Consider the following 26,904-nt stretch of genomic DNA (forward strand, 5'->3'; position numbering starts at 1 on the left):
TCAGGCCTCCTTGACGCGCGGGTTGCGGGGCTTCGCCTGCTCAGTGCGGGACGGAAGGACGCGGCCGAGCCCACTGACCCGTGGGGACAGGAACGCCCGGGTGCGGGCGAACATGGTCATGATCGGGTGTCGGAACAGGAAGACCACGACCAGGTCGAGCACGGTCGCCAGGCCGAGCGCGAACGCGAAGCCCTTCACGGTGCCGACCGAGACGATGTAGAGCACGACCGCCGACATGATGGTGATGGCGTTCGCCGAGATGATCGTCCGGCGGGCCCGGATCCAGGCGCGGGAGACCGCGCTGCGGGGGCTGCGCCCCTCCTGGATCTCGTCCTTCAGTCGCTCGAAGTAGATGACGAACGAGTCCGCCGCCACACCGAGTGAGACGATCATGCCAGCGATGCCGGCGAGGGTCAGGGTGAAGCCGATCTGCCGGCCGAGCACCACCAGCGCGCCGAACACCAGCAGCGCCGACAGCACCAGGCTCAGGAAGATCACCGAGCCGAGCAGGCGGTAGTAGAAGAACGAGTAGATGATGACCAGCAGCATGCCGATGCCGGCCGCGATCAGACCCGCGCGCAGGTGGCTGGCGCCCAGCGTGGCGGTGACGTTCTGCTGCTGGGCCTGCTCGAAGGTCAGCGGCAGCGCGCCGAAGCGCAGCTGGCCGGCCAATTTGCTGGCGTCGGCGTTGGTGAAGTTGCCGGTGATCTGCGAGTTGCCGGTCAGCACGCCCTGGATCTCGGGCGCGGAGACGATCTCGTTGTCCAGCACGACGGCCACGAGGCACTTGCCGCTGTCGCCGAGCGCGGCCGGGTCGCACGCCTGGCCCTCGTTGTTGAACGCCTCGCGGGTCAGGCCGGTCCACTTCTCCTGACCGTCGCCGGTGAAGTCGAGGCTGACGACCCACTGGTTGGTCTGGTCGAGCACCGCGCTGGCGTCGTCGACGTCGGTGCCGAGCACCTTGGCCTGGTCGAGCAGGTACTTCGCGGCGCCACCCTGGCAGGCGACGACCTGCTGGTCCGGGGGCGAAATCGACGCCGGCGGGCGGTCGTCGAGCTGCGCGCAGGTGATCTGCGGGACGTTGAACTGCATCTGCGCCGGCAGCACCGCGACCTCGCGACCGCTGAGGCCGGCGAAGGGCTTCAGCTTCTCGGCCAGCGACGGGTCGGTCGCCAGGTCGGCGGGGGCCTGGAGGGCGCTGGCGGCGGACCACGCGGCGGCGCCGACCTTGGCCTGGACCGCCTTGCGCTGCTCCTCGACACCGGCCGGCACCGGCTCGGCGCTGGCGGACGGCGCCGCGGCGCTCGGGGAGGCCGACGGGGAGGCGCTGGCGCTCGGCGCGGGAGCACCGCCGCCCTGGCCGCCGGACGGCGACGCGGTGGCCTTGACGCTCGCCGACGGCGACGGCTTCGCGCTGCCGGACGGAGCCGGGGTGGCGCTGCCGGACGGAGCCGGGGTGGCGCTGCCCGACGGGGCCGGGGCGGCCGTCGGCGGGGTCGCGGACGCACCACTGCCGTCGGCGATCTTGAGGACCTTCCGGAAACGCAGCTCGGCGGCCTCGCCGACCTCGCTCAGGTCGCGGTTCTCGCCGGGCAGGGAGACCACGATGTTCCGGTCGCCCTCGGTGACCACCTCGGCCTCGGCCACGCCGAACGCGTTGACCCGGCTCTCGATGATCCGGCGGGCCTCCTCCAGGCTCTCGGAGTTGGGGGCCCGGCCGTCGACGCTGTTGGTCGCCTCCAGCGTGAGCCGCGTCCCGCCGACCAGGTCGAGGCCCAGTCGTGGCTCCAACCGGTCCTTCCAGCCACCGCTGGCGTTGCCCGCGAAGAACACCAAAAGGTAGAGGACGACGAAGATGAGCCCGAGCACGGCCAACTGCCGTCCGGGGCGCATCTGTCCCTGAGGTGGTGCCACGGCTGTCCTGTCTCCCTGTACGGTCGCGCCGCTGCCACAGCGGCGAGGTCGGGCCGGTCACCCGGCCGACGGTTTACCGGAACCGACGTCGCGAGCGGCACCGCCGGCGGGCCGACGCCCAGGCGTCGACGGTCGTGCCGGCGTGCCGACGCCCGGCGTCGGCCCTACTATCCAGTTTTGTCGCCGCGCCCGCTGCCCGGTGGGCGGACCGGCCGGATCCCCGGACGGCCCTCCGCACCCCGGCCGGATGCGCGGTCACTCCTTGACGGTGTCCGCGTCCTCGGTGACGGGCTCCTCGACGCGCTCGACCTGGCTGACCACCCGGGCAATGGCCGGACGGGCGTAGCGGGTCTGCACGCCGGGGGCGACCTCGAGCAGGACGGTGTCGTCGTCGACGCCGGTCACCGTGCCGTAGAGCCCGCCGATGGTGACGACCTCGTCGCCCGGGGAGAGCGCGGACTGCATGGCCTCCGCCTCACGGCGACGCTTCTGCTGGGGGCGGATCATCATGAAGTACATGACGCCGAAGAGCAGGGCGATCATGAGGATCGGCGTGAAACCGCCGGCTCCCCCGCCGCCCGCTGCTGCGTAAAGCACGGTGTGTGACCTTCCCATTGGCCTCCGGGCCGGCACGAGGGGCGCCGGAGCGGAGGCGGATTCTCACGTCCTGTACAGACCGGCGCGAGTCTAGTCCCTGCGCCTGGGAACACACCCATGAGGTGCAGATCACGTTCGGATCACGGCTGATCGGGCGCGCTGGAGAACAGATCAGGCACGGAAGGGGCATCCGTGCCAAATGTACCATTAGGGGGCGTACGGCCCAGGTGCCGCCAGGCCGCCTCGGTGGCCACCCGACCCCGGGGCGTACGGGCCAGCAGGCCGGCGCGCACCAGGAAGGGCTCGCAGACCTCCTCCACCGTGTCCGGCTGCTCCCCCACCGCCACCGCCAGGGTGGACAGGCCCACCGGCCCACCCCGGAACGAGTCCACCAGCGCGGTGAGCACCGCCCGGTCCAGCCGGTCCAGGCCGAGCGCGTCCACGTCGTACACGGTCAGGGCCGCCCGTGCGGTCTCCAGGGTGACCACCCCCTCGGCCCGGACCTCGGCGAAGTCCCGCACCCGGCGCAGCAGCCGGTTGGCGATGCGGGGGGTCCCCCGCGAGCGGCCGGCGATCTCCGTGGCGCCCTCGTCGGTGATCGGCACACCGAGGATGCGGGCCGAGCGGTGCAGCAGCGTCTCCAGGTCGGCCGGCGAGTAGAAGTCCAGGTGCGCGACGAACCCGAACCGGTCGCGCATCGGGCCGGTCAGCAGGCCCGAGCGGGTGGTCGCGCCGACCAGCGTGAACGGCTCCACGTCCAGCGGGATCGCGGTCGCGCCCGGACCCTTGCCGACGACCACGTCGACCCGGAAGTCCTCCATCGCGCTGTAGAGCAGTTCCTCGGCCGGCTTGGCGATGCGGTGGATCTCGTCGATGAACAGCACGTCGCCCTCGGCGAGGCTGGTGAGGATCGCGGCCAGGTCGCCGGAGCGCTCGATCGCCGGGCCACTGGTCACCCGGATCCCCGCGCCCAGCTCGGCCGCGACGATGTTGGCCAGGGTGGTCTTACCCAAGCCAGGCGGGCCGGACAGGAGGATGTGGTCCGGCGGGGAGCCGCGCCGCATCGCGCCCTGCAACAGCAGGTCGAGCTGGTCCCGGACCCGGTGCTGCGCGATGAACTCGTCCAGCCGCTTCGGACGGACGCTGACCTCCGCGTCCCGGTCGGCGTCGTTGACGTACGCCGAGACCAGACCGCCGTCCGGACCGGTCATCGGGTGCGGCCCAGCAGTCGGATGGCCTGCTTGAGCAGGACCGGCACCGGCGGTACCGGACCGTCGACGGACTCCGCCACCGCGGCCACCGCCTGGTCGGCCTGCCCGGCCGTCCACCCGAGCCCGACCAGCGCCTGGCGGACCTGCTCCGGCCAGGCGCCCCCGGTCACCCCGGCCGCGCCGTCGGCGCCCACCGGGACCGGACCGATCCGGTCCCGCAGCTCCAGCACCAGACGCTCGGCGCCCTTCTTGCCGATCCCCGGCACCCGGGTCAGCGCCGCGGTGTCGGCGTTGGCGATCGCCTTGCGGACCGCGTCCGGGGTGTGCACGGCGAGCACCGCCTGGGCCAGCCGCGGGCCGACCCCGCTGGCGGTCTGCAACAGCTCGAAGAGCTGCTTGGCGTCGTCGTCGGCGAAGCCGTAGAGGGTGAGCGAGTCCTCCCGGACGACCAGGCTGGTGGCGAGCCGGGCCGGCTGACCCACCCGCAGGTCGGCGAGCGTCCCCGGGGCGCACTGCACCGCCAGGCCCACCCCGCCGACCTCGACCACGGCGTGGTCGGGACCGGTCGCGGTCACCACGCCGCGCACACTGGCGATCATCTTGCTCCTCCTCGTCGCACCCGGTCCGCCGCGGCGGCCAACTTCGTCCGCGTCCCGCCGCGCCACACGTGGCAGATGGCCAGGGCCAGGGCATCGGCGGCGTCGGCCGGGCGGGGCGGCTCCGCCAGGCGCAGCAGCCGGGTGACCATCGCCGTCATCTGCTTCTTGTCCGCCTGACCCGAACCGGTCACCGCCGCCTTCACCTCGCTCGGCGTGTACGTCTGCACGGGCAGCCCGGCGCGGGCCCCGGCGAGCACCGCGATCCCGCTCGCCTGGGCGGTGCCCATCACCGTGCGGACGTTGTGCTGGCTGAACACCCGCTCGACGGCGACGCTGTCCGGACGGTGCTCGGCCACCAGCTCGGCGAGGGTGCGGTCCAGATGCAGCAGGCGCACCGGCAGGTCGTCGCCGGGGTCGGTGTAGACGACGTAGTAGGCGACCAGCGTGCAGGGGCGGCCTGGCACGCCCTCGACCACGCCGACCCCGCACCGGGTCAGCCCCGGGTCGACGCCCAGCACGCGCACGCCGCCTCCTCCCCACCCGTCGGCAGTACGTGTGTTCGACACCCTACCGATGCCCCGGAACGCTCGTCGCCCGGGACACGCCGTCACACCTGTGGTCAGGGGCGGGACGGGTCAGGCTCGATCGCGACGAGGACCGTGTCGCCGTCGTCCTTGCCAGCCCGGATCCGGGCCGGCACCGGGAGCAGCCAGCCGGCGCGCCGGTCCCGCCAGACGCTGGTGGACCAGGTGCGACCGTCCACCGTGGCGGTGACCGGCACCCGCCCGAAACGCCCGGCGACGGCGGGCGCATGGTCGGGCGGTACCGGGGCGAAGACCCAGCCGCCCGCGCCCGACCAGCGGACCAGTGTCGCCTCGAAGGTCTCCTGCCCGATCCACTCCCCGTCGGCCATCCGTGCCCCCTCGACCTCGCGCCGATCGTCGACGGCGAGGATGCCACCCGGATCCGACACGAAGCCGGCCCGTTACCGCCGCCGCTATCCGTCCACACACCTTGACGGTCGAGTATGTGTCGCCGCCCCATGTGCGCCCGGCCACACAGCTCGTAACTTCTTGCGCCATGACGGCAGAACCCGTGGCGGTCCCCCACGTCGTACACGTCGACCTCGCAGGTCGTACCGCCCTGGTGACCGGGGGCGGCAGTGGCATCGGTCGGGCGTGCGCCCTACGGCTGGCTGCCGCCGGGGCCAAGGTCCTCGTGGTGGACCGCAACACCGAGGCCGCCAAGGCGGTGGCGGCCGAGGCCGGCGGCCGGGCCGAGGGTGTCGACCTCGCCGACGCGGCGGCGGTGGACCGGCTCGACGCCGACATCGACATCGTGGTGAACAACGCCGGGCTCCAGCACGTGGCACCGGTGCAGGACTTCTCCCCCGAGCGGTTCGCCTACATCCACCGGGTCATGGTGGAGGCACCGTTCCTGATCGTCCGCCGGGCGCTTCCGCACATGTACGCGCGGGGCTGGGGCCGCATCGTCAACATCTCCTCCGTGCACGGGCTGCGTGCCTCGCCGTACAAGGCCGCGTACGTGTCGGCGAAGCACGCCCTGGAGGGCCTGTCCAAGGTGATCGCGCTTGAGGGCGCCGCGCACGGGGTGACGGCCAACTGCATCAACCCGGCGTACGTGCGCACCGCGCTGGTGGAGAGCCAGATCGCCGACCAGGCGGCCACCCACGGCATCCCGGAGGCCGAGGTGATCGAGAAGATCATGCTGGCCCGGGCCGCGATCAAGCGCCTGATCGAGCCGGAGGAGGTGGCGGAGCTGCTGGCGTACCTCTGCTCCCCGCCGGCGGCGTTCATCACCGGCGCCTCGATCGCCCTCGACGGGGGCTGGACGGCGAACTAGTGGCACCCCGCACAATGTCGGTCATGTCGTCGCCGGTGGAGTTCCTGGAACTGCTCGCCCGCGAGGCGGCCGCGGTGGAGTTCGAGGGCCCCCTGGTGGCCGCCCGCGCCGCCGGCCTGCCCGCGGACCGACTGGCGGAGCTGGAGCAGGCGAAGACGGTGGCGCTGCGGGTCCGCGCGCTGCTGGAACGCCGCCGCCGCCGGGAGACCGAGCTGTCCGGCCTGTACGACACGGTCAGCGACCTGGCCGGGCTGCGTGACGTGGACGACGTGCTGCGCGCGATCGTCCACCGGGCGCGCACCCTGCTCGGCGCCGACGTCGCCTACATGACCCTCAACGACGACGAGCGCGGCGACACGTACATGCGGGTGACCGACGGCTCGGTCTCGGCCCGGTTCCAGCGGCTGCGGCTGCCGATGGGCGCCGGCCTCGGCGGTCTGGTGGCCCAGTCCGGCGCCCCGTACGTCACCGCGAACTACCCGGAGGACGACCGGTTCCACCACACCGGGGAGATCGACGCCGGGGTCGGCGAGGAGGGGCTGGTGGCGATCCTCGGGGTGCCGCTGCGGCTGGGCTCCACGTCGATCGGCGTGCTGTACGCGGCGAACCGCTCGGCCCGGCCGTTCGCCCGCGAGGAGGTCGCCCTGCTGGTCTCCCTCGCCGCGCACGCCGCGGTCGCCATCGACACCGCCCGGCTGCTGGCCGAGACCCGCGCGGCGCTGGAGGAGCTGTCCGCCGCCAACACCACCATCCGGGCGCACAGCACGTCGGTGGAGCGGGCGGCGGCGGCGCACGACCGGATGACCGCGCTGGTGCTGCGCGGCGGCGGCGTGGAGGACGTGGCCGCCGCGGTGACCGAGGTCCTCGGTGGCGCGCTGCTGGCGCTGGACGCGGAGGGGCGGCTGCTGGCCCGGGTCGGGGAGATCGACGAACCGGACCGGGCGGACATCGTGGAGGCGGTGGCCGCGTCGCGTACCGAGGGGCGCAGCGTCCGCCGGGGTCACCTCTGGTACGCGGCGGTGGTGGCCGGCGCCGAGAACCTGGGCGCGCTGGTGCTGCGCCCCGACGACGAGCTGGTCGACGCGGACCAGCGGATCCTGGAGCGCGCGTCGTTCGTGACCGCGCTGCTGCTGCTGTTCCGTCGTACCGTCGCCGAGGCGGAGGGGCGGGTCCGCGGCGAGCTGCTCGACGACCTGATCGCCCGTCCGCTGCGGGACACCGACGCGCTGCGCAGCCGCGCCCGTCGCCTCGGCGTGGACCTGGACGCCCCGCACGTTCTCGTGGCGGTGGGCGACGACGCGATCGCCGCGACCGGCTCCGCCCGGCTGCGGGTCCTGTCGTGGGCCACGACGTACGCCTCGACCCGGGGTGGCCTGGCCGCGGCGCGCGACGGCCGCGTGGTGCTGATGCTGCCGGGCCGGGACGCGGGCGGCAGCGCCCGCGCGGTGGCCCGGGACCTCTCGCGGATCACCGGGCGGCCGGTGACCGCCGGCGCGAGCGGGCCGTCGACCGGACCGGCGTCGCTGGCCGCGACGTTCCAGGAGGCGGACCGGTGCCTCACGGCGCTGGGCGCGCTGGGCCGGGCCGGGCAGGGCGCGAGCACCGCCGAGCTGGGCTTCGTCGGCCTGCTGCTCGGGGCGGTGGGCGACGGCGGGGACCGGGACGTGGCCCGGTTCCTGACCGCGACCGTCGGTCCGGTGGTGGACTACGACGCCCGGCGGGGCACCGCGCTGGTCAAGACGCTGGAGGCGTACTTCGGGGTGGGTGGCAGCCTGGCCCGGGCGGCGGAGCAGCTGCACGTGCACGTCAACACGGTCACCCAGCGGCTGGAGCGGGTCGGGCAGTTGCTCGGCGCGGACTGGCAGAAGCCGGAGCGGGCGCTGGAGGTGCAGCTGGCGCTGCGCCTGCACCGCCTGCGGACGCCGCAGGGCTGACTGTCCGCCGGTCCGCGCCTCAGTCGGGTGCCCGGATCCCGGCGAGGACGGTGTCGACGACCCTCTCGGGCATGGTGGCCTCGTCCAGGTCGGGGTGCCAGCGCAGCATGCGCTGCAGGAGCATCGGGCCGGTCAGCAGCGCCATGACGAGCTCGACGTCGAGGTCCCCGCGCAGCTCGCCGCTGTGCATCCCACGCCGGAGCACGTCACGCATCAACTGTCGCCGCGGCTCGACGATGTTCTGGTAGAGCTCGTACTGCTCCGGGCTCCGGTTCACCTCCGGCACCAGGCAGGGCATGATGCGGGCCGCGCGGGGGTCGATGTGGTGCCCGACCGCGCCGACCAGCATCACCAGGTCGTCGCGGACCGACCGGCCGACCGGCGTCGGCGGGGTGCCCTTGAGCGTACGCAGGGCGTCGCGCAGCAGCGCGTCCTTGCCGGGCCAGCGGCGGTAGATGGTGGCCTTGCCGACCCCCGCCCGGCCGGCGATGGCCTCGATGGAGATCGCCTCCACCGTGCTGCCCTCGGCGAGCAGGTCGAGCGTGGCGTCGATGATGGCCTCGTCCGCGCGGACGCTCCGCGGCCGGCCGGGCGGCCGAGGAGCGTCGGCGGTGGGGGTCATGTCGGCTATTCTCCCCGACCCTGGGCCGTGCGGGTCAACTCGGGTTCGGCCACCGGGGGGACGGCCGCCGGGGTGGCGGGACGACCGGGCATCCACCGCAGCACGACGAGGATGCCGAGTCCGGCGACCACCGCCGCGACGACCGCCGCCGTGTGCATCGCCGAGACGAACGCGTCGTTGGCCACCGCGATCAGCTGCGGGCCCGCCGGGCCGAGCTGTCCGGCCGCGGCGTACGCCCCGGAGACCGACTCGCCCGCCGCCTCACGCGCCCCGGCGGGCAGGTCGCGCAGCGCGCCGTCGACGTCGGCGCGGTACACCGCGGACAGCACCGAACCGAGCACCGCCACACCGAGCGCGCCGGCCACCTGCCGGACGGTGTTGCTGACCGCCGAACCGACCCCGGCCTTCTCCCGGGGCACCGCCGACATGATCGACTCCATGGCCGGGGGCATGATGTTGGCCATGCCCGCGCCCTGGAGGAAGAAGAACACCAGCACCACCCAGATCGGGGTGGTCTCGTCGACGACGGCGAACGCCGCGAGCGCCACCGTGGTCAGCACCAGCCCGACCGCCGAGACGGCCTTGCCGCCGTACCGCTGGACCATGGCCGCGCTGCGCGGCGCGAAGACCAGGTGCGCGGCGGCGAACGGCAGGAAGAGCAGGCCGGTCTCCAGCGGGCTGTAGCCGCGTACCAGTTGCAGGTAGAACGAGCTGAAGAACATCACGCCCATGGCGGCGAAGAACACCAGGCCGACCACGGCCACCGGGGCGGCGAAGCGCGGCACCCGGAACAGCCGTACGTCCAGCGACGGGTGGTCGCTGCGCCGCTCCAGGGCGACGAACCAGGCCAGCACCGCCAGGCCGCCACCGATCGCGCCCCACACCACCGGCCGGTCGAAGCCGTGCTCGCCGCCGTCGATGATGCCGTACGACAGGGCGACCAGGCCGACCACGGAGAGCACCACGCCCGGCACGTCGACGCGCCCCGGATTCGGGTCACGCGACTCGGGCACCAGCAGGGTCACCAGGATCAGGCCGGCCAGAACCACCGGCACGTTGATCAGGAAGACCGACCCCCACCAGTAGTTCTCCAGCAGTGCGCCGCCGAGCACCGGACCGATCGCCACCGCCAGGCCGACCGCGCCGGCCCACACGCCGATGGCGCGGCCCCGCTCCCGCGGGTCGAAGACGTTGGAGATGATCGACAGGGTCACCGGCATGATGGCCGCGCCACCCACACCCATCAGCGCGCGGGCGGCGATGAGCTGCGCGGGGCTCTGCGCGTACGCCGAGAGCAGCGACGCCAGACCGAACAGCGCCAGGCCGATCAGCAGGAACCGCTTGCGCCCGGCCCGGTCGCCGAGCACACCGAAGGTGAAGAGCAACCCGGCGAACACCAGCGTGTAGGAGTTGATCGACCATTCCAGCTCGGCCTGGGTGGCGCCGAGCCCGTGCACCGGGTCGGCGAGGGTCCGCAGGGCGACGTTGAGGATCGTGTTGTCGAGGACGACCACGAGGAGGCTGATCACCAGCACTCCCAGGATCGCCCACCTCCTCGGGTGTCCGGTGTTCTCGGTCGGTTGCATGTCGGTGCCCCCCGGCTGCCATTTTCGATACGGCTCAGACTCGTTATCTCGCGCTGAGCGTAGACCGGCGATTAACGATACGGAACCGGTCCGTATCTTATGTGACCGCCCTCACGCCCGGTCTCGCGCCCCGGGGGTCGTCGTTGGTCGACTCGGGTTCTGTGAAGTCGGGCTGTCCGGGTGAGCCGATGGCCCGGTTTCAGTGATGCCGAGTGGATCTCCGCCCGGCCCCCTTGGTCGCGGCATCCGTTATCGGGTTGGCTGTCCGGTTTCGGGGTGTGACCGGGGGCATCCTGGCGGTGGAATCGTGGCCGGCCGGGGGTCGTTACACATGGCGGACGATCGAGCAGGACGCGCAGCCCCCAGGCGCGGATTTCGTGGCCCCGGAATGACGGCGGGCAGCCGGTCGTTACATCCCCTGGCACCGCGGACGAGCAACCCCCTGCTCGACGAGCGTGTGCCGATCCCCCGAAATCTTTGAGCGCCGGATGGTGCCTCGCACCCCGCACGGCCGATCCCCCTCGGCCCAGGGTGCTGACCCCCGAAGGAGCTTTCCCCATGAACACGATCATGCGTAAGAGCGTTCTCGGTATCGCTGGTATCGCCTTCGCCGGTGGCATCTTCGCCGGCCCCGCTGTTCACGCCGCTCCGGCCGTGGAGTCGACCCCGGTCGCCGTGGTGCAGGCCGACAAGACCGACACCGGCAAGCTGATCCCGCACGGTGTGCAGGGCAAGCAGTCCCGCATCGACCTCACCGACGAGCAGACCAAGAATGTCAAGGCGATCATCGCCGCGACGAAGAAGGCCGACATGGACGAGCGCGCCGCCGTGGTGTCGATCGCGACCGCGCTGCAGGAGTCGAAGCTGGAGAACCTGGGTCACCTGGGTGAGCGCAACGACCACGACTCGCAGGGCCTGTTCCAGCAGCGTCCGTCCTCGGGTTGGGGCACCGTCGAGCAGATCACCGACCCCGAGTACAGCACCCTCGCCTTCCTGAAGGGCCTCAAGCAGGTCGACGGCTGGAAGGACATGCCGCTGACCAAGGCCGCCCAGACCGTCCAGGTGTCGGCCTACCCCGACCACTACGCCCAGTGGGAGCAGCAGGCCGCCGACCTCGTCGCCGAACACTGGAACAGCTGACCGCTGACCACCACAGACCTTCCTCCCAGGGGGAAACAAGCCGCTGGCCGGCACCCGAACACGGGTGCCGGCCAGCGGCGTCTCAGCGGCGGGCTGAGGCCAGGCAGGCGGTGACGGCCTCGGTGAGGCTGGTCAGGTGGGTCGCCGGGACGGTCAGCGGCTCGATCCAGCCGGGCCCGGCGCCGTACACCCGCACTGACGGGAAGTCCCGCGCGAACCGCACCAGCCGGTACGCGCGGGCGGTGACCGGCGTCTGGGACCAGACCACGACGGTGTGCGGGCGCGCGCGGCGTACGGCGCCGGCCAGCGCCACCCACGGCAGCGCGGGCCCGAGCAGCAGGCTGCCCCGGCCGCGTTCCCGCAGCGCGGCGGCGAGAGCGTGCAGACCGAGGCAGTGCGTCTCCTGCTCGGCACCGGCGAGCAGGACACCGTCGGCGGGCAGCGGCCGGACCGGCTCACGCTGGTGCACGTCGAGGCCCACCCGTACGCCCTCGGAGAGCGCGTGTTCGACGGCGATCTCGGTGGCGGTGTGGCCCGGCAGGGCGGCGAGCATCGGGATGCAGACCCTTTCCCACAGCGCGGGTGCGCCCCACTGGCCGGCGAAGTCGACGATCAGCGCGGCGACCCGGTTGCCGTCCAGGTCCTCCGCGGCGAGCGAGAGGCGCTTGCGCGCGACCTCGACGGCGTCGGCCGAAACCCCTTCTGTCAACACCAGACGTACCCCCGGGTAGACAATCACTACCAGGGGGTTCGCCGGAAGGGCGCGCTACGGATGCGCCCCGCTTGGGATTACCTGCGGCGGGATGTCCACCAGCGCAGCGCGAGGGCGGACGCGGTGCCCCAGATGCCGCGCCGGAAGAGCAACACGACGAGGACGAAGATGCTGCCGGTGACCAGGCCGATCGTCTCGAAGCCGGAGAACGACAGCCAGTCCTCCAGCCGGACCACGATGCCGGCGCCGAGCACTCCGCCCCAGAGCGTGCCGATGCCGCCGAGGACCACCACGATGACCGCCTTGCCGGAGGTGGTCCAGTGCAGGACCTCCAGCGAGACGAAGCGGTGGCCGACCGCGAACAGGCCGCCGCCGAGCCCGGCGATGAAGCCGGAGAGCACGAACACGGTCAGCTTGTAGCGGTGCACCGGGTAGCCCAGCGCCCGCGCCCGGGCCGGGTTGTCCCGGATGCCGACCAGCACCCGCCCGAAGGGTGAGTGCACGACCCGCCACGCCCCGGCGAGGCCGAGCAGCACGATCGGCAGGATCGCGTAGTAGAAGTAGTAGTCGTCGGTCAGGTCCATGCCGAAGAACGACCGGGGTACGCCCTGCAGGCCGTTCTCGCCCTGCGTGACCGACCGCCACTCGTTGGCGATGTAGTAGACCATCTGCGCGAAGGCCAGCGTGACCATCGCGAAGTAGATGCCGGTCCGCTTCACCGCGAGGTACCCGATCGGTACCGCGAGCACGGCCGCCGCGAGGGCGCCGGCCAGTACGGCAAGCGGGAAGGGCAGGCCGACGTGGATGGCCACCAGCCCGGTGACGTACGCCGACGCGCCCCAGAACGCCGCGTGCCCGAAGGACATCAGCCCGGTGAAGCCGAGCAGCAGGTCCACCGCGACGGCGAACAGCGCCCAGCAGAGGATGTCCACGGCGACCGCCGGGTACAACCCGTTGGGCAGCCAGAGCGCCACCACCAGCCCGAGGGCCAGCAGCGCGTACCGGACCCAACCGGGCGCCCGCGCCACGGTGACCAGCCCGGAGCGCGCCGGGCGGGCCGCCTCGGCCTGGGTGTCCACGGTGCTCGTCATGCCGGTGCCTCCTCACGGCCGAACAGCCCGGCCGGCCGCCAGAGCAGCACGACGGCCATCACGATGAAGACGATCGTCTGGGAGATGATCGGGAAGTCCGAGAGGTACGCCTCTCCCCACGCCTGCACCAGGCCGATGCCGAAGCCGGCGGCGACCGAGCCGAAGATCGAACCCAGCCCGCCGATCACGACGACGGCGAAGACCACGATGATCAGGTCGGCGCCCATCAGCGGGTTCACCGCCCGCATCGGCGCGGCCAGCACGCCGGCCAGCCCGGCCAGGCCGATGCCGAAGCCGAACACCGGGGTGACCCAACGGCCGACGTTGATGCCGAAGGCCCGGGTCAGCTCGGGCCGCTCGGTGGACGCGCGGACCACCATGCCGACCCTCGTGCGGGTGAGCACCCACCACACGCCGACGCAGACGGCCACCGCGAAGCCGAGGATGAACACCCGGTACGTCGGGAAGTCGAAGAGCCCGAAGTCCACCGACCCGCTGAGCGCGGACGGGGTCTCGTACGGGCTGGACTGCACGCCGTACCGGAGCTTCACCAGGTCCTGGAGGATCAGCGTGAGGCCGAAGGTGAGCAGGAAGTTGTAGAGCGGGTCGAGCCGGGTGAGCCGGTGGATGAAGGCCCGCTCCAGCGCCATGCCGAGCAGGGCCAGCCCGACCGGCATGATCACCAGGGCCGCCCAGAACGGCACCCCCGCCTCGCTGAGCAGGACGTACGCGCCGAACGCGCCGAGCATGTAGAACGCGCCGTGGGCGAAGTTGACCACCCGCAGCATGCCGAAGATGACCGCGAGCCCGAGGGCGAGCAGGGCGTAGAACGCCCCGCTCACCAACCCGTTGAACGTGTTCTGGAGAAAACCGGTCACAGCTTGCAGTCCGGGGACGGGGTGCGGAACGCCTCCGCGGCCGGGATGGTCTTCAGGACCTTCACGTAGTCCCACGGCTCGGTGACCTCGGACTGCGGCTTCACCTGGGCCAGGTACGCGTCGTGGATCACCCGGTGGTCCTCGGCGCGGATCTTGCCGTTGCGCAGGAAGACGTCGTTGACCTCCTTGCCCTCCAGTCCCTTGACCACCGTGTCGGCGTCGTCGGTGCCGGCGGCCTGCACGGCCTCCAGGTACTGGGTGGCGGCGGAGTAGTTGGCCGCGTGCGCGAACGACGGCCGGGTGCCCGTCTCCTTCTGGAACCGGTCGGCGAACGCGCGGTTCTCCTGGTCGAAGTTCCAGTACCAGGCGTCGGTGTACGTCGTGCCGGCGAGCGCGGCCGGGGTGAGCGAGTGGATGTCGGTGATGAACATCAGCCCGACCGCCAGGCCGACGCCCTTGTCCCGCAGCTTGAACTCGTTGTACTGCTTGACCACGTTGACCAGCTCCGCGCCGGCCTGCATGGTGCCGAGCACGTCCGGCTTCGGGTTCAGCGTCGGCGCCTTGAGCAGGAAGGTGGAGAAGTCGCCGCTGGTGTTCGGGAACGGCGCCCCGTCCTTGCCGACGACCGTGCCGCCGGCGGCGGTGATGGCGGTGGAGAAGCTCTTCTCCATGTCCTGGCCGAAGGCGTAGTTCGGGTAGAGGATGTACCAGTTCTTGCCGACCTGCTCGGTCGTGGTCTTGCCGGTGCCGTTGGCCAGCATGTACGTGTCGTACGCGTAGTGGAACGTGTACTTGTTGCAGCTCTTGCCGGTCAGCTCGGTGGTGGCCGCGCCGATGTTGAAGTAGAGCTTCTTCTTCTCCTTGGCCACGTCGGCCACCTTCAGCGCCGCCGAGGACGTCGGCACGTCCAGGATGATGTCGACGTTCTTGCGGTCGTACATCTCCTGGGCCTTGCTGTTGGCCACGTCCGGCTTGTTCTGGTGGTCGGCGGTCTCCACCGTGATCTTGCTGGTCACCGCGTTGTCGCCGTGCTTGGCCTTGAAGTCGGCGATGGCCATCTCGACGGCCTTGACCGAGTTCTTCCCCGACAGCTCGGAGTAGGCGCCGGACTGGTCGTTGAGGACGCCCAGCACGATCGAGTCGCCGGTCAGCTTCCCGTCGCCGCCCGCCTGGGGACCACCGCCGCCGCAGCCGGCGACCAGAACCATCGCGGCCGCCGACGCGGCTGCCACACCCACCGTCCTACGCATGCTCATCCCTTTCGTCCGCGCGCCGCGCGGGGTTCAGTCGTCAGAAAAATTCAGATGCCGAGGTACGACAGCAGCTCGCGCTCCCGCGACCGCACCTCGGAGTTGTCCATCGCCTCCGCGATGCGTCCCTCGGCCAGCAGGTAGTGCCGGTCGGCGACGCCGGTGGCGAAGTGCAGGTTCTGCTCGACCAGCAGCACGGTCACGCCGTGCCGCTTGGCCTCGCGCAGGAGTTCGCCGACCTGCTGGACGAGCAGCGGCGAGAGCCCCTCGGTCGGTTCGTCGCAGAGCAGCAGACGGGCACCCATCCGGAGCACCCGGGCCAGTGCGAGCATCTGCTGCTCGCCGCCGGAGAGCATGGTGGCGGCCGAGTCGCGCCGCTCGTAGAGGGCGGGGAACGCCTCGTACACCCGCTCCAGCGACCACGGGTCCGGCCCGACGGCCGGCGGGAGGGTGAGGTTCTCGGTCACGCTGAGCGTGGCGTAGCTGCCCCGGTCGTCGGGCACCCAGCCGAGCCCGAGGCGGGCCCGCCGGTGCGCGGGCAGCCTCCCGATGTCCCGCCCGTCCAGCTCGACCGTGCCGCGCTGTCCGGCGTGCAGCCCCATCACGCAGCGCAGCAGGGTGGACTTGCCGGCGCCGTTGCGGCCGACGAGGGTCACCACCTCCCCCGCGCCGACGTCGAGGCTGACCTCCCGCAGCACCTGCGCCTCGCCGTACCAGGCGGACAGGTTCTCAATGCGCAGCATCAGCGGCTCCCAGGTAGGCGGTGATCACGCGCTCGTCGGCGCGAACCTGCTCGTACGGGCCCTCGACGAGGACCTTGCCGGCCTGCAGGACGGTGACGGTGTCGGCGAGGCGGCCGACCACGCTCATGTTGTGCTCCACCATGACCACGGTTCGGCCCTCTCGGACGCGGGCGACCAGCTCGACGGTTCGGTCGACGTCCTCCAGGCCCATGCCCGCGGTGGGCTCGTCGAGCAGCAGCACCTTCGGGTCCAGGGCGAGGGCGATGGCCAGCTCCAGGGCGCGCTTACGCCCGTACGCGAGCGCCTCGGACGGCGCCTCGGCCAGCTCGCCGAGCCCCACCATGTCGAGCAGTTCGCCCGCCCGGTCGGTGTAGCGGCGCATGAGCTTCGCCGAGCGCCAGAACTGCCAGCCCAGGCCGCTCGGGCTGGCCAGCGCCAGTTCCACATGCTCCCGGGCGCTCAGCTGGGGGAAGAGGCTGGTGATCTGGAAGGAGCGGGCCACACCCAGTCGGGCGATCTGCTCCGGCGGCAGCCCGGTGATGTCCCGCCCGTCCAACTCGATGCGCCCGCCGCTGGGCGGCAGGAACCCGGTGAGAAGGTTGAACAGGGTCGTCTTGCCGGCACCGTTGGGGCCGACCAGCGCGTGCACGCTGTCCGGTGCGACGTCGAGGTCGACACCGTCGACCGCCCGGAAGCCCCGGAAGTCGCGGGTCAGCCCGCGAGCCGACAGGAGCGCTTGCCCGGCCATGGCCACATCCTCCGCAGGTCCTGGTGCGACGTCCGGTCGGTGACTGCGGTCACAGGGCCGTCGCGTGCAGGAAACCTACGGCTGGACTTCACAGGCGAGCTATGTCGATGGCACCCATATTCAGGGGGTCCGGACCGTGCGGGACGGCTATCCACGGACAGGGAGTGGTCACCAGGGGCATCGACGGAGTTGACTACCGGCGGACCCCGTGGGGCGACCATGTGGCCGCCCCACGGCCGACGGCCGAAGAGGTGCGCGGCTCAGGAGGTCAGCGCGTCGAGGGCCAGGTCGACGTCGGCCTCGGTGGAGTAGAGGTGGAACGAGGCCCGGACCCGGCCCGCCCGCACGGCGGCGCGAACTCCGGCCCGTTCCAGCCGCTCCTGCGCGCCGGGCACCTCCACCGTGACGATGGCGCTGTCACCCGGTGGCCGGCCCAGGCCGGCCAGGAACCGGTTGGCCAGCGCCACGTCGTGGGCGTGGACGGCGGGCACCCCGATGTCGGCGAGCAGTTCCAGGGCGGGGGCCGCGCCCACGTAGCTGAACCAGGCCGGCGAGATGTCGAACCGCCGGGCGTCGTCGGCCAGCCGCAGCGGTGGGCCGTAGTAGGAGGCGTGCGGGTCGACGCCCGCGTACCAGTTGGCGGCGTCCGGGCGCAGCCGGTCGCGCAGCGCCGGGGCCAGATAGGCGAACGAGGCGCCGCGCGGCGCCATCAACCACTTGTACGCCCCGACCACGACCACGTCCGCCCGCGTCCCGTCGAAGGGCAGCCAGCCGCAGGCCTGGGTGGCATCCACCGCCACGAGGGCGCCGTGGGCCCGGGCCGCCGCGACGATCTCGTCGTACGCGGCCACCGTCCCGTCGGCGGACTGCACCAGACTGAACGCGACCAGGTCGGTGTCGCCGTCGACCGCGTCCGCCAGCTTCTCCAGCGGCACGGTGCGCACCCGCACGCCGCGCGGCTCCTGCACCAGCCAGGGGAAGAGGTTGGAGGTGAACTCGACGTCGGGGACCACCACCGTGGCGCCGGCCGGGAGGGAGGCGGCGACCGGGGCGAGCAGTTGCGAGGCGGTGGCACCGATCGTCACGTCGGCGACCGGAACCCCGGCCAGCCGGGCGAACGCCTCCCGGGACCGTCGGGTCGCCCCGTCCCAGCTCTCCCAGGACGTCCGCCCGACCCGCCAGTCGGCCAGTGCGCTCTGTAGGGCGTTCCACGCCGGCTCGGGCGGCAGCCCGTAGGAGGCGGTGTTCAACCAGCCCGGCTGGGGCTGCCACAGCTTCTGCGCCTGTTCCAGGTCCATGCCGCCGACGCTAACCCCGCCTGCCCGACGGCCGGCACAGCCAATCTCGCACTCGCGGACCGGCGGCCTCGGGTGCCACCCGGGACCTGTCGAGCTGATGTCGTGAACGCATCAACCGGCAGAGGTCGCGCACGCGTCCGGCGGTCAGCTGACGTTGGCGGGGCCGAGGACGCTCTTCAGGTCGCCCATGAGGGCCGTGGTGGCGGCCACCCGGAACGGGCCGAGCCGCAGCGTGGTCACCTTGCCGCCGTTGAGCAGCTTGACGTGCACCTCGGTGTCACCGGGGTGCAGCACCAGAGTTTCCTTGAGGCGTTCCACCAGCGGTGGCGTGCAGCGGTGCACCGGGATGGTCAAGGTGATCGGTTTGGTGCCCGGGTTGCTGCTGACGTCGGGCATCGACATGTCCATCGCCATGATGCGCGGTGTGTCGTCGCGCCGGTCGACCCGGCCCTTGACCACCACGATGGCGTCCTCGGCGATGTACTGCCCGATCACCTCGTACGTGTTGGGGAAGAACAGGGTCTCCACCCCGCCGGCCAGGTCCTCCAGGGTCGCCGACGCCCAGGCCCGGCCCTGCTTGGTGACCCGGCGCTGCACGCCGGAGAGGATGCCGGCGAGGGTGACAACCGCCCCGTCCGGGACGGTGCCCTCCTCGGAGAGCGCGGCGATGGTGCAGTCGGCGGCCGCCCCGAGCACGTGCTCCAGGCCGAACAACGGGTGGTCGGAGACGTAGAGGCCGAGCATCTCGCGTTCGAAGGCGAGCTTGTCGCGCTTGTCCCACTCCCCCTCGCCGATGACCGGCATGACCGTGGTGCTGCCGCCGGTCTCCGCCTCGCCGAAGCCGGCGCCGAAGAGGTCGTACTGGCCGACGGCCTCCTTGCGCTTGACGTCGGCGTACGCGTCGATGGCGTCGGCGTGCACGGTGAGCAGGCCCTTGCGGCTGTGCTGGAGCGAGTCGAACGCCCCGGCCTTGATGAGCGATTCGATGGTCTTCTTGTTGCAGACCACCGCGTCCACCTTGGACAGAAAGTCGTAGAAGTCGGTGTAGTCGCCCTTCTCCTCGCGGCACCGCATGATCGCGGTGACCACGTTGGCGCCGACGTTGCGGATGGCGCCCAGCCCGAAGCGGATCTCCCGGCCGACCGGGGTGAACGGCCCGGCGGAGGTGTTCACGTCGGGCGGCAGGACCTGGATGCCCATCCGCCGGCACTCCGACAGGTAGAGCGCCATCTTGTCCTTGTCGTCGCCGACGGAGGTGAGCAGCGCCGCCATGTACTCGGCCGGGTAGTGCGCCTTCAGGTACGCCGTCCAGTAGGACACGAGGCCGTACGCGGCCGAGTGCGCCTTGTTGAAGGCGTACCCGGCGAAGGGCACCAGGACGTCCCACACCGCCTGGATCGCCGCGTCGGAGTAGCCGCGCTCGCGGCAGCCGTCCCGGAACGGGATGAACTCCTTGTCGAGGATCTCCTTCTTCTTCTTGCCCATCGCCCGGCGCAGCAGGTCCGCCTGGCCGAGGGTGTAGCCGGCGAGGATCTGCGCGGCGCGCTGCACCTGCTCCTGGTAGACGATCAGGCCGTGGGTGGGGGCCAGGATCTCCCGCAGCGGCTCCTCCAGCTCCGGATGGATCGGGGTGACCTCCTGGAGGCCGTTCTTGCGCAGCGCGTAGTTGGTGTGCGAGTCGGCACCCATCGGGCCGGGCCGGTAGAGTGCGATGACCGCGGAGATGTCCTCGAAGTTGTCCGGTTTCATCATCCGCAGGAGCGACCGCAGCGGCCCGCCGTCGAGCTGGAACACGCCGAGGGTGTCGCCCCGGGCCAACAGGTCGTAGGCCACCTTGTCGTCCAACGGCAACGCCAGCAGATCGAGCTTGCGACCATGGTTGAACTCGATGTTCTTGACCGCGTCGTCGATGATCGTCAGGTTGCGCAGGCCGAGGAAGTCCATCTTCAACAGCCCGAGCGACTCGCACGTCGGGTAGTCGAACTGGGTGATGATCACCCCGTCGGAGTCGCGGCGCATCAGCGGGATGTGCTCGATGATCGGCTCGGCGGACATGATGACGCCGGCGGCGTGCACGCCGGTCTGCCGGATCAGGCCCTCGATGCCCTTGGCGGTGTCGATCACCTTGCGCACGTCGGGGTCGGACTCGTACAGGCCACGGATCTCGCCGGCCTCGGCGTACCGGGGGTGCTTGGGGTCGAAGATGCCGGTGAGCGGGATGTCCTTGCCCATCACCGCCGGGGGCATCGCCTTGGTGATCCGGTCGCCGACCGCGTACGGGTAGCCGAGGACCCGGGCCGAGTCCTTGATCGCGGCCTTCGCCTTGATCGTGCCGAAGGTGGCGATCTGAGCGACCTTGTCCTCGCCCCACTTGTCGGTGACGTACTTGATGACCTCGCCGCGCCGCCGCTCGTCGAAGTCGATGTCGACGTCGGGCATGGAGACACGCTCGGGGTTGAGGAACCGCTCGAAGATCAGCCCGTGCGGGATCGGGTCCAGGTCGGTGATGCCCAGGGCGTACGCGACGAGGGAGCCGGCGGCCGAGCCACGGCCCGGACCCACCGCGATGCCCTGGTTCTTCGCCCACTGGATGAAGTCGGCGACCACGAGGAAGTACGACGGGAAGCCCATCTGGATGATGACACCCAGCTCGTACTCGGCCTGGACGACGTGGCCCTCGGGGACGCCGCCGGGGAACCGGCGGGCCAGGCCCTTGAAGGTCTCCTTGCGGAACCAGGACTCCTCGGTCTCCCCGTCGGGCACCGGGAAGCGCGGCATCAGGTTGTGGAACTCGAACATCCCGGCCGGGTCGACCCGCTCGGCGACCAGCAGGGTGTTGCGGCAGCCCTCCAGCCAGACGTCGGAGCCGTCCACGGCGCGCATCTCGTCGGCGGACTTGATGTAGTAGCCGCTGCCGCCGAACTTGAACCGGTTCGGGTCGGCGACGTTGCTGCCGGTCTGCACGCACAGCAGCACGTCGTGCGCCTCGGACTGCGCCTCGTGCGTGTAGTGCGAGTCGTTGGTGACCACCGGCGGGATGCCGAGCTTGCGGCCGATCTCCAGCAGCCCGTCGCGGACCCGCTTCTCGATGTCGAGGCCGTGGTCCATCAGCTCCAGGAAGTAGTTCTCCCGGCCGAAGATCTCCTGGTACTTCGCCGCGGCCTCCAGCGCCTGCGCGTCCTGGCCCAGCCGCAACCGGGTCTGCACCTCACCGGAGGGGCAGCCGGTGGTGGCCATCAGGCCGTCGGAGTACTCCGCGAGCAGCTCGGTGTCCATCCGTGGCCACTTGACGAAGTAGCCGTCGGTGTACGCCTTCGAGGTGAGGGTGAACAGGTTGTGCAGGCCGGTCTTGTTGCGCGCCCAGATCGTCTTGTGGGTGTAGCCGCCACTGCCGGAGACGTCGTCGCTCTTCTGCTCCGGCCGGCCCCAGCGCACCCGAGACTTGTGGAACCGCGACTCCGGCGCCACGTACGCCTCGATGCCGAGGATCGGGGTGACCCCGGCGGCCATGGCCTGCTTGTAGAAGTCGTTCGCGCCGTGCATGTTGCCGTGGTCGGTCATCGCCACCGCCGGCATCCCCTGCCGCTCGACCTCGGCGAAGAGGTCCTTGAGGCGGGCCGCGCCGTCGAGCATCGAGTACTCCGTGTGCACGTGCAGATGCGCGAACGAATCGCCCATGCGTGGCCCCCCCGGGTCTGATCATGGGATGGTCGAGGTCGGTCGGCCTACCCTATCCCCGCCCTCGGCGGCGCCTCCAGCAGCCGCGCGGAGGACCCGCGACGGGTGGTGTGGATCTCCTCCGGCCGGCGCCCGGTGCCGACGGTCGGCAGTCGGCTGCCGGACTCGCCCGCCGCATCGGGGCGTCGGCGACCGTAGCCTGGAGCCAGGGAGAACCGGCGAGCATGGGACGACCCTGATGCCCCTTCCGGACGGTACCGACGAGCTGGCCCGCTCCGCCTCCGGCGGCGACGCCGCCGCGCTCGACGCACTGCTGGTCGCGGTGCGGCCGGAGGTGCTGCGGCTCTGCGCCCGCCTGCTGCCGCACCGCGAGGACGCCGAGGAGGCGTGCCAGGACGCGCTGCTCGCGCTGTCGGTGGGGATCAGCCGGTTCGAGGGCCGGTCGTCGTTCCACACCTGGCTCTACCGGCTCACCGCGAACCGCGCCCGGTCGACCTACCGGGTACTGCGCCGGCGCTGGCTGGTGGAGGCCCACGGCGTGCCGCTGCCCGAGGTGCCCGATCCGCGGCGCACCAGCGTCATCGCCGGCACCCGGCTCGACCTGCTCGACGCGCTCGACGCGGTCCGGCCCGACCTCGCCGAGGTGGTCACCCTGCGTGATGTGCTCGGGCTGGACTACCGCGAGATCGCCGCCCTGGTCGGCGTGCCCGAGGGGACCGTGAAGTCCCGGATCCACCAGGCCCGCCAGCAGGTCCGGCAGCGGATGTCCGATGGCTGAGCCCGGGCGGGCGACCATGTGGTCGGCTGCCGCCCTCGTCGCCCTGCTGACCGGAGCCGCGGCCTGCGGCGAGACCCCCGTCGCGCCGCTGCCGGTCCAGCCGCCGGCGCTGTCCACCGCCACGCCCGACCGTTCCGGGACACCCGCCACGGCCGCCGCGCCGACCCGGCCCTCGCCGTCGACGACCAGGTCCACGGCGGCGGCGACGGTCCGGCCATCCCCGCCGCGCGGTCCCACCCCGACCCGAAGCAGGAGTACGCCACCACCGGCGCCGACCACGCTGCCGGACGCCTGCCTCGGCGCGGTCCGCTACGACCTGGTTCTCGCCGAGACGGAACTGGCGCTGGTGCGCTCGCTGTGTTTCGCCACCGGTGGGGTGCTGCGCATCAGGGGCATCGGGCCGGGCGAGGTCACCGTGGACCGCGAGGACCTGGTGTCCCGCAGCTACGAGGCCGGGGTGGTGGACATCCGTTTCGTCCGCGTAGGCACCGTGGTCGTGACGATCCCGCAGAACGGCACGGCGTACCCGATCACGGTGGTGGTGGTGTGACCACCTGACCTAGCGGGCCCGCACCCCCGCGAGCAGCCCGTCGACGAAGTCGGCGTCGCCGCCCGGCGGGGGCACCACCTGCACGTAGAGCAGGCCGGCGGGGTCGGCCACGCGCCCGACCGCCTCGACGATCACCGGTCGCCCGTCCGGGCAGGAGAACCGGGCCACCACCCAGTCGACGTCGCCCCGCCGGGTACGCCGCACCGGCGCGGCGACGCAGTCGGCGTGCGGGCGCTCGGCGAGGAACGCCTCCGGGGTGGCACGCCGGGCCGTACGGGCGGAGAGGCCGACGAAAGCGCCCGGCACGCGCGGGTCGGCCGCCCAGCGGTCCGGGTCCGGGGAGATGACCAGCGCCGGTTCCAGCCGCCCGTCGTCGCCGTACTGCCCGGCCCAGCCGGTGCCGACGGCCCGCCACCCCGACGGCAGGGTCACGGTGACCGGCCCGCTGCTCGCGGTACGTACCGTGCGGTTGCCGGTGGCGGCGTCACCAGCCGTGGCGGCCAGCGCGACGAGCGCCACCAGGCCCGCCCCGACGGTGGCGGACCACCGTCGGCGCACCGGCCGTATCGGACCCGCCCGGTCGGCGGATCCGCCCGGCACCGCGGCCCGCAGCAATGCCGCCCGGAACACCGCCGCGTCCCGGTGGCGGTCGGCCGGGCGCGCGGCGGTGGCCCGCCGGAGGACCTCGCCCACCGGCGCCGGTACGCCGGCACGCAACCGGACCGCGGGACCGCGCGGGTGAGCGGTGTCGCCGAGCAGCCGAAGGCCGAGCCGGCCCAGCCCGAACACGTCCGCCCGGGTGTCCACGACCGCCAGCGGATCGTCCTGCTCGGGGGCCATGTAGCCGGGTGTCCCCGCCCGTGCGGTCAGCCCGGACGCGGCGGCGAGCGCCTTGGCCAGCCCGAGATCGGCGACGAGCACCTGCTCCCCCTCCGGGCCGGACCGGAAGAGGATGTTGCCGGGGGTGAGGTCGCGGTGCACCACGCCGTGCCGGTGCAGCACCGCGACCCCGGCGGCGATCTCGTCGAGCAGCGCCACGGCGGACGCCACCGGCAGCGGACCGTGCGCCAGCCGGTCCCGCAGGCTGCCGCCGTCCGCCCAGGCCAGCACGGAGTACGGACGGCCGTCGGCCAACTCGCCCACCGCGTGCACCCGGATCAGCCGCTCGTGCTCCAGCCGCCGCAGCAGCCGGGCCTCGTCGAGGAACCGTTCCCGGACCCGCAGGTCGTGACTCCAGTTCTCGGCCAGCACCTTGATCGCCACCCGGGCGTCGAGGACCGGGTCGTACGCGAGCCAGACGGTGGCGAACGAGCCCGCCCCGAGCAGCCGCTCCACCCGGTAGGAGCCGATCAGCGCCGGTGCGGTCATCGCATCACCTCCGGATCGGCGGCGTCCCGGCCGGCGTCCCCGCTCGACGGTAACCGTCCCGCCGCGTGGCGGCACTCCCCCGGTCCGGGTCGTCGGCCCGGATCGGTCGGGAACCCGACGAACCGGAACCGCCGCGCCGGAGACCAACAGGACAGGAGAACCACACACCAGAGGAGACCCGTCATGAACCGTCTCTCGTCCACCGTCCTCACCGGCGTCCTGGCCCTCACCGCCGCCCTTCCGATGACCGTCGCCTCCCCGGCCGTCGCCGGGGTCAGGGCCGCCGCCGTCACGGTCACCCCGTCGGAGTTCCCCGCCACCCGGATCACCGCGCCGGTCACCGGCCGGGCCGCCGACCAGCACGCCCACCCGGAGGTCCTGAGCGTCCGTGGCGCCGGCCCGTTCCGGATCGGCGCCCGGCTGGACCGGCTCTCGGCGGCCGGCCTGATCGGCTGGGTCGCGCCCGGGTGCACCGGCGTGGTCCACGCCGGTGTCACCGGGGACTGGGCCGGGGTGATTCTGCTGGCCTTCCGGGACGGCCGGCTGGTGGAGGTCGGCACGGCCACCGTACCGCCCCGCTCCCGCGCCGGGGCGTCCGTCGGCATGTCCTTCGACCAGCTGGAGGAGATCTACGGTCCGCGCGGCTCACTGATCTGGAACGACGCCGGCGACGAGTCGGCGTACCTGGTCCGGTTCGGCAGCCGGGTGGAGCTGTTCACCGGTCACCCGATCCGGTCCGGTGTCGGCTACTTCCAGGTCGGGCCGGCGTCCTTCGTGGAGCGCACCTTCCGGCAGGGCCGCTCCTGCTGAGGTGCGGGCGGGAGGTGCGCGCGGCACCTCCCGCCACATTGTTGGCCCCAGCACGATGATGTAGCGCTAGACGATAGTGTGTGGCGCACAGTATCGTGTGGCGCATGGTCAGCGACGACATCCTTCGGACACACCTCCAGGAGCTGCGTCGGGGCACGGTCGTGGTGGCGAGCCTCGTCGCCCTCCGCCGCCCCGACTACGGCTACGCCCTGCTGCAACGCCTGACCGACCACGGCTTCCCGGTGGACGCCAACACCCTCTACCCGCTGCTGCGCCGCCTGGAGGACCAGGGGCTGCTGACCAGCGAGTGGAACACCGGGGAGAGCCGACCGCGCAAGTTCTACCGGACCAGCGCGGAGGGCGAGTCGCTGCTCGACCGGCTCCTCGCCGAGCTGTCCGCCGTGCAGACCTCCGTGACCGGCCTCATCGAAGGAGTGGACCGATGACCTCCCTGACCGACCGCTACGTCGCCGCGACCCTGCGCTCCGTGCCGGCGCAGCGCCGCGACGAGATCGCCACCGAGCTGCGCGCCTCGATCGAGGACATGGTCGAGGGCCGCTCCACCGACGGCCGGGACACCATTACCGTCGAGCGTGCGGTGCTCACCGAGCTGGGCGACCCGGCGCAGCTCGCCGCCCGGTACACCGACCGCCGGTTACAGCTCATCGGCCCCACCTACTACCTGGTGTGGGAGCGGCTGCTCAAGCTGCTGCTCTCCTTCGTCCCCGGCACCGTCGGCACGGTCGTCGGGGTGGTCGAGGCCACCGCCGGCGGCAACCCCGGCGGGGCGATCGGCGTCGGCATCTCGACCGCGTTGACCGTCGCCGTCCACATCGCGTTCTGGGTCACCCTGGTCTTCGCCGTCGCCGAACGGGTCAACCCCGCGCTGCGACTGCCGACCTGGAACGTGGACCAGTTGCCGGACGAGCCGGTCGAGCGGGACGTCACCCTGGCCGACACCTGCGCCTCGATCGTCGCGCTCGCGCTGACCCTCGGGTTCCTGGTCTGGCAGCACTTCCAGACGCTGATCCCGGCCGGCGGGGACCGGCTGCCGATCCTCGACCCGGCACTGTGGACGTCCTGGCTGCCGGTCCTGCTCGCGGTCCTCGCCGCCAGCATGGGGCTGGAGTTCGCGAAGTACCGGGCCCGCCGCTGGACCTGGCGCCTGGTCGTCGTCAACGCCGTGCTGGATCTGGCCTTCGCGCTGCCGGTCATCGGGCTGCTGCTCACCGACCGGCTGCTCAACCCGGAATTCGTCCAGCGCTTCGAGTGGCTGCGCGACGGCGGCAACCTGGACACCGTCGCCGGCGGCATCGTGGTCGGAGTCGCGGCCGTGACGATCTGGGACCTGGTCGACAGCGTGGTCAAGGCCCGTCGCGCCGCACGCTGACCGCGTACCGCCGCGGGCCCGCCCCCCCGGGGGGGGGGGGGCCGGCCCCCCCGGGGGGGGGGGCCCCCCCCCGGGGGGGGGGGCGGGCGCGCGCCCCCCCCCCCCCCGGGGGCCGGGGGGGGGGGGGGCCCCCCCCCCCCGCAC

25 protein-coding genes are annotated in these 26,904 nt (G+C 72.3%); 8 read left to right on the forward strand and 17 right to left on the reverse strand.

Going from position 1 to position 26,904, the window contains the following annotated elements; genetic code table 11:
- The 6 genes from secD to ACIBR0_RS20095 form a co-directional block, all read right to left on the reverse strand.
- The gene (secD, locus tag ACIBR0_RS20070) at positions 1 to 1,914 is read right to left on the reverse strand and encodes a protein translocase subunit SecD (RefSeq protein WP_396717628.1); all 1,914 of its coding nucleotides are present in this window, start codon (positions 1,912 to 1,914) and stop codon (positions 1 to 3) included.
- A 255-nt stretch (positions 1,915 to 2,169) separates the two neighbouring features.
- Complete coding sequence (gene yajC / locus ACIBR0_RS20075) at positions 2,170 to 2,511, reverse strand: preprotein translocase subunit YajC (RefSeq protein WP_357037530.1); 342 nt, start codon at positions 2,509 to 2,511, stop codon at positions 2,170 to 2,172.
- A gap of 140 nt (positions 2,512 to 2,651) precedes the next feature.
- Positions 2,652 to 3,722, reverse strand: a complete 1,071-nt coding sequence (gene ruvB / locus ACIBR0_RS20080; RefSeq protein ID WP_357037527.1) for a Holliday junction branch migration DNA helicase RuvB — start codon at positions 3,720 to 3,722, stop codon at positions 2,652 to 2,654.
- Entirely contained in the window at positions 3,719 to 4,321 is a 603-nt protein-coding gene (gene ruvA, locus ACIBR0_RS20085) for a Holliday junction branch migration protein RuvA (RefSeq protein ID WP_396717631.1), read from the reverse strand. The genes ruvB and ruvA overlap by 4 nt, the downstream gene beginning before the upstream one ends.
- Positions 4,318 to 4,845 carry a crossover junction endodeoxyribonuclease RuvC gene (gene ruvC, locus ACIBR0_RS20090; RefSeq protein WP_396717633.1) on the reverse strand — a complete coding sequence of 176 codons (528 nt, stop codon included), beginning with the start codon at positions 4,843 to 4,845 and terminating at the stop codon, positions 4,318 to 4,320. Before ruvC ends, ruvA begins: the two co-directional genes overlap by 4 nt.
- A 95-nt stretch (positions 4,846 to 4,940) precedes the next feature.
- The gene (locus tag ACIBR0_RS20095; RefSeq protein WP_396717635.1) at positions 4,941 to 5,294 is read right to left on the reverse strand and encodes a DUF1905 domain-containing protein; all 354 of its coding nucleotides are present in this window, start codon (positions 5,292 to 5,294) and stop codon (positions 4,941 to 4,943) included.
- A 107-nt stretch (positions 5,295 to 5,401) separates the two neighbouring features.
- Here ACIBR0_RS20095 and ACIBR0_RS20100 point away from each other — a divergent pair, with 107 nt between their 5' ends.
- Both ACIBR0_RS20100 and ACIBR0_RS20105 read left to right on the forward strand, forming a co-directional pair.
- Positions 5,402 to 6,184: a 3-hydroxybutyrate dehydrogenase gene (locus ACIBR0_RS20100; protein ID WP_396717637.1), complete on the forward strand. Its 783-nt coding sequence runs from the start codon at positions 5,402 to 5,404 to the stop codon at positions 6,182 to 6,184.
- A gap of 14 nt (positions 6,185 to 6,198) precedes the next feature.
- The gene (locus ACIBR0_RS20105) at positions 6,199 to 8,118 is read left to right on the forward strand and encodes a helix-turn-helix domain-containing protein (protein ID WP_396717749.1); all 1,920 of its coding nucleotides are present in this window, start codon (positions 6,199 to 6,201) and stop codon (positions 8,116 to 8,118) included.
- 19 nt (positions 8,119 to 8,137) lie between these two features.
- Here the strand turns inward: ACIBR0_RS20105 and ACIBR0_RS20110 are convergent, their stop codons facing one another.
- Complete coding sequence (locus tag ACIBR0_RS20110; protein WP_396717751.1) at positions 8,138 to 8,749, reverse strand: TetR/AcrR family transcriptional regulator; 612 nt, start codon at positions 8,747 to 8,749, stop codon at positions 8,138 to 8,140.
- The gene (locus ACIBR0_RS20115; RefSeq protein ID WP_396717639.1) at positions 8,746 to 10,326 is read right to left on the reverse strand and encodes an MFS transporter; all 1,581 of its coding nucleotides are present in this window, start codon (positions 10,324 to 10,326) and stop codon (positions 8,746 to 8,748) included. Before ACIBR0_RS20115 ends, ACIBR0_RS20110 begins: the two co-directional genes overlap by 4 nt.
- A 558-nt stretch (positions 10,327 to 10,884) precedes the next feature.
- Here ACIBR0_RS20115 and ACIBR0_RS20120 point away from each other — a divergent pair.
- Positions 10,885 to 11,466 carry a hypothetical protein gene (locus ACIBR0_RS20120; protein ID WP_396717641.1) on the forward strand — a complete coding sequence of 194 codons (582 nt, stop codon included), beginning with the start codon at positions 10,885 to 10,887 and terminating at the stop codon, positions 11,464 to 11,466.
- An 82-nt stretch (positions 11,467 to 11,548) separates the two neighbouring features.
- Here the strand turns inward: ACIBR0_RS20120 and ACIBR0_RS20125 are convergent, their stop codons facing one another.
- The 8 genes from ACIBR0_RS20125 to dnaE all read right to left on the reverse strand — a co-directional run bounded on the left by ACIBR0_RS20125 (position 11,549) and on the right by dnaE (position 21,864).
- Complete coding sequence (locus ACIBR0_RS20125) at positions 11,549 to 12,178, reverse strand: transcriptional regulator (protein WP_396717643.1); 630 nt, start codon at positions 12,176 to 12,178, stop codon at positions 11,549 to 11,551.
- A 77-nt stretch (positions 12,179 to 12,255) separates the two neighbouring features.
- The gene (locus ACIBR0_RS20130) at positions 12,256 to 13,269 is read right to left on the reverse strand and encodes a branched-chain amino acid ABC transporter permease (protein WP_396717645.1); all 1,014 of its coding nucleotides are present in this window, start codon (positions 13,267 to 13,269) and stop codon (positions 12,256 to 12,258) included.
- Positions 13,266 to 14,147, reverse strand: coding sequence for a branched-chain amino acid ABC transporter permease (locus ACIBR0_RS20135; protein ID WP_396717647.1), 882 nt, complete (start codon positions 14,145 to 14,147; stop codon positions 13,266 to 13,268). Before ACIBR0_RS20135 ends, ACIBR0_RS20130 begins: the two co-directional genes overlap by 4 nt.
- On the reverse strand, positions 14,144 to 15,403 hold the full coding sequence (locus ACIBR0_RS20140) for an ABC transporter substrate-binding protein (protein ID WP_396717649.1): 1,260 nt from the start codon (positions 15,401 to 15,403) through the stop codon (positions 14,144 to 14,146). The genes ACIBR0_RS20135 and ACIBR0_RS20140 overlap by 4 nt, the downstream gene beginning before the upstream one ends.
- A 44-nt stretch (positions 15,404 to 15,447) precedes the next feature.
- Positions 15,448 to 16,140: an ABC transporter ATP-binding protein gene (locus ACIBR0_RS20145; RefSeq protein ID WP_396717651.1), complete on the reverse strand. Its 693-nt coding sequence runs from the start codon at positions 16,138 to 16,140 to the stop codon at positions 15,448 to 15,450.
- Positions 16,127 to 16,888 (reverse strand): ABC transporter ATP-binding protein, encoded by a 762-nt coding sequence (locus tag ACIBR0_RS20150; protein ID WP_396717654.1) that lies wholly within the window; start codon positions 16,886 to 16,888, stop codon positions 16,127 to 16,129. Before ACIBR0_RS20150 ends, ACIBR0_RS20145 begins: the two co-directional genes overlap by 14 nt.
- A gap of 260 nt (positions 16,889 to 17,148) precedes the next feature.
- Positions 17,149 to 18,186 carry an aminotransferase class V-fold PLP-dependent enzyme gene (locus ACIBR0_RS20155; protein ID WP_396717656.1) on the reverse strand — a complete coding sequence of 346 codons (1,038 nt, stop codon included), beginning with the start codon at positions 18,184 to 18,186 and terminating at the stop codon, positions 17,149 to 17,151.
- Positions 18,187 to 18,330: 144 nt separating this feature from the next.
- Entirely contained in the window at positions 18,331 to 21,864 is a 3,534-nt protein-coding gene (gene dnaE / locus ACIBR0_RS20160; protein ID WP_396717658.1) for a DNA polymerase III subunit alpha, read from the reverse strand.
- Between the two features lie 238 nt (positions 21,865 to 22,102).
- Between dnaE and ACIBR0_RS20165 the strand changes: the two genes are divergently transcribed.
- Positions 22,103 to 22,642, forward strand: coding sequence for an RNA polymerase sigma factor (locus ACIBR0_RS20165; RefSeq protein WP_396717660.1), 540 nt, complete (start codon positions 22,103 to 22,105; stop codon positions 22,640 to 22,642).
- Complete coding sequence (locus ACIBR0_RS20170; protein WP_396717662.1) at positions 22,635 to 23,192, forward strand: hypothetical protein; 558 nt, start codon at positions 22,635 to 22,637, stop codon at positions 23,190 to 23,192. The genes ACIBR0_RS20165 and ACIBR0_RS20170 overlap by 8 nt, the downstream gene beginning before the upstream one ends.
- Before the next feature lie 9 nt (positions 23,193 to 23,201).
- Here the strand turns inward: ACIBR0_RS20170 and ACIBR0_RS20175 are convergent, their stop codons facing one another.
- Positions 23,202 to 24,560 (reverse strand): serine/threonine-protein kinase, encoded by a 1,359-nt coding sequence (locus tag ACIBR0_RS20175; protein WP_396717665.1) that lies wholly within the window; start codon positions 24,558 to 24,560, stop codon positions 23,202 to 23,204.
- A 183-nt stretch (positions 24,561 to 24,743) separates the two neighbouring features.
- Between ACIBR0_RS20175 and ACIBR0_RS20180 the strand changes: the two genes are divergently transcribed.
- The 3 genes from ACIBR0_RS20180 (at position 24,744) to ACIBR0_RS20190 (ending at position 26,760) form a co-directional block, all read left to right on the forward strand.
- Positions 24,744 to 25,370: a hypothetical protein gene (locus tag ACIBR0_RS20180; RefSeq protein ID WP_396717668.1), complete on the forward strand. Its 627-nt coding sequence runs from the start codon at positions 24,744 to 24,746 to the stop codon at positions 25,368 to 25,370.
- A 104-nt stretch (positions 25,371 to 25,474) separates the two neighbouring features.
- Positions 25,475 to 25,816: a PadR family transcriptional regulator gene (locus ACIBR0_RS20185; protein WP_396717670.1), complete on the forward strand. Its 342-nt coding sequence runs from the start codon at positions 25,475 to 25,477 to the stop codon at positions 25,814 to 25,816.
- Positions 25,813 to 26,760 carry an HAAS signaling domain-containing protein gene (locus ACIBR0_RS20190; RefSeq protein WP_396717672.1) on the forward strand — a complete coding sequence of 316 codons (948 nt, stop codon included), beginning with the start codon at positions 25,813 to 25,815 and terminating at the stop codon, positions 26,758 to 26,760. Before ACIBR0_RS20185 ends, ACIBR0_RS20190 begins: the two co-directional genes overlap by 4 nt.
- Positions 26,761 to 26,904: the final 144 nt, after the last annotated feature.

The sequence above is a fragment of the Micromonospora sp. NPDC049497 genome (assembly GCF_044465805.1).
Classification (GTDB): Bacteria; Actinomycetota; Actinomycetes; order Mycobacteriales; family Micromonosporaceae; genus Micromonospora.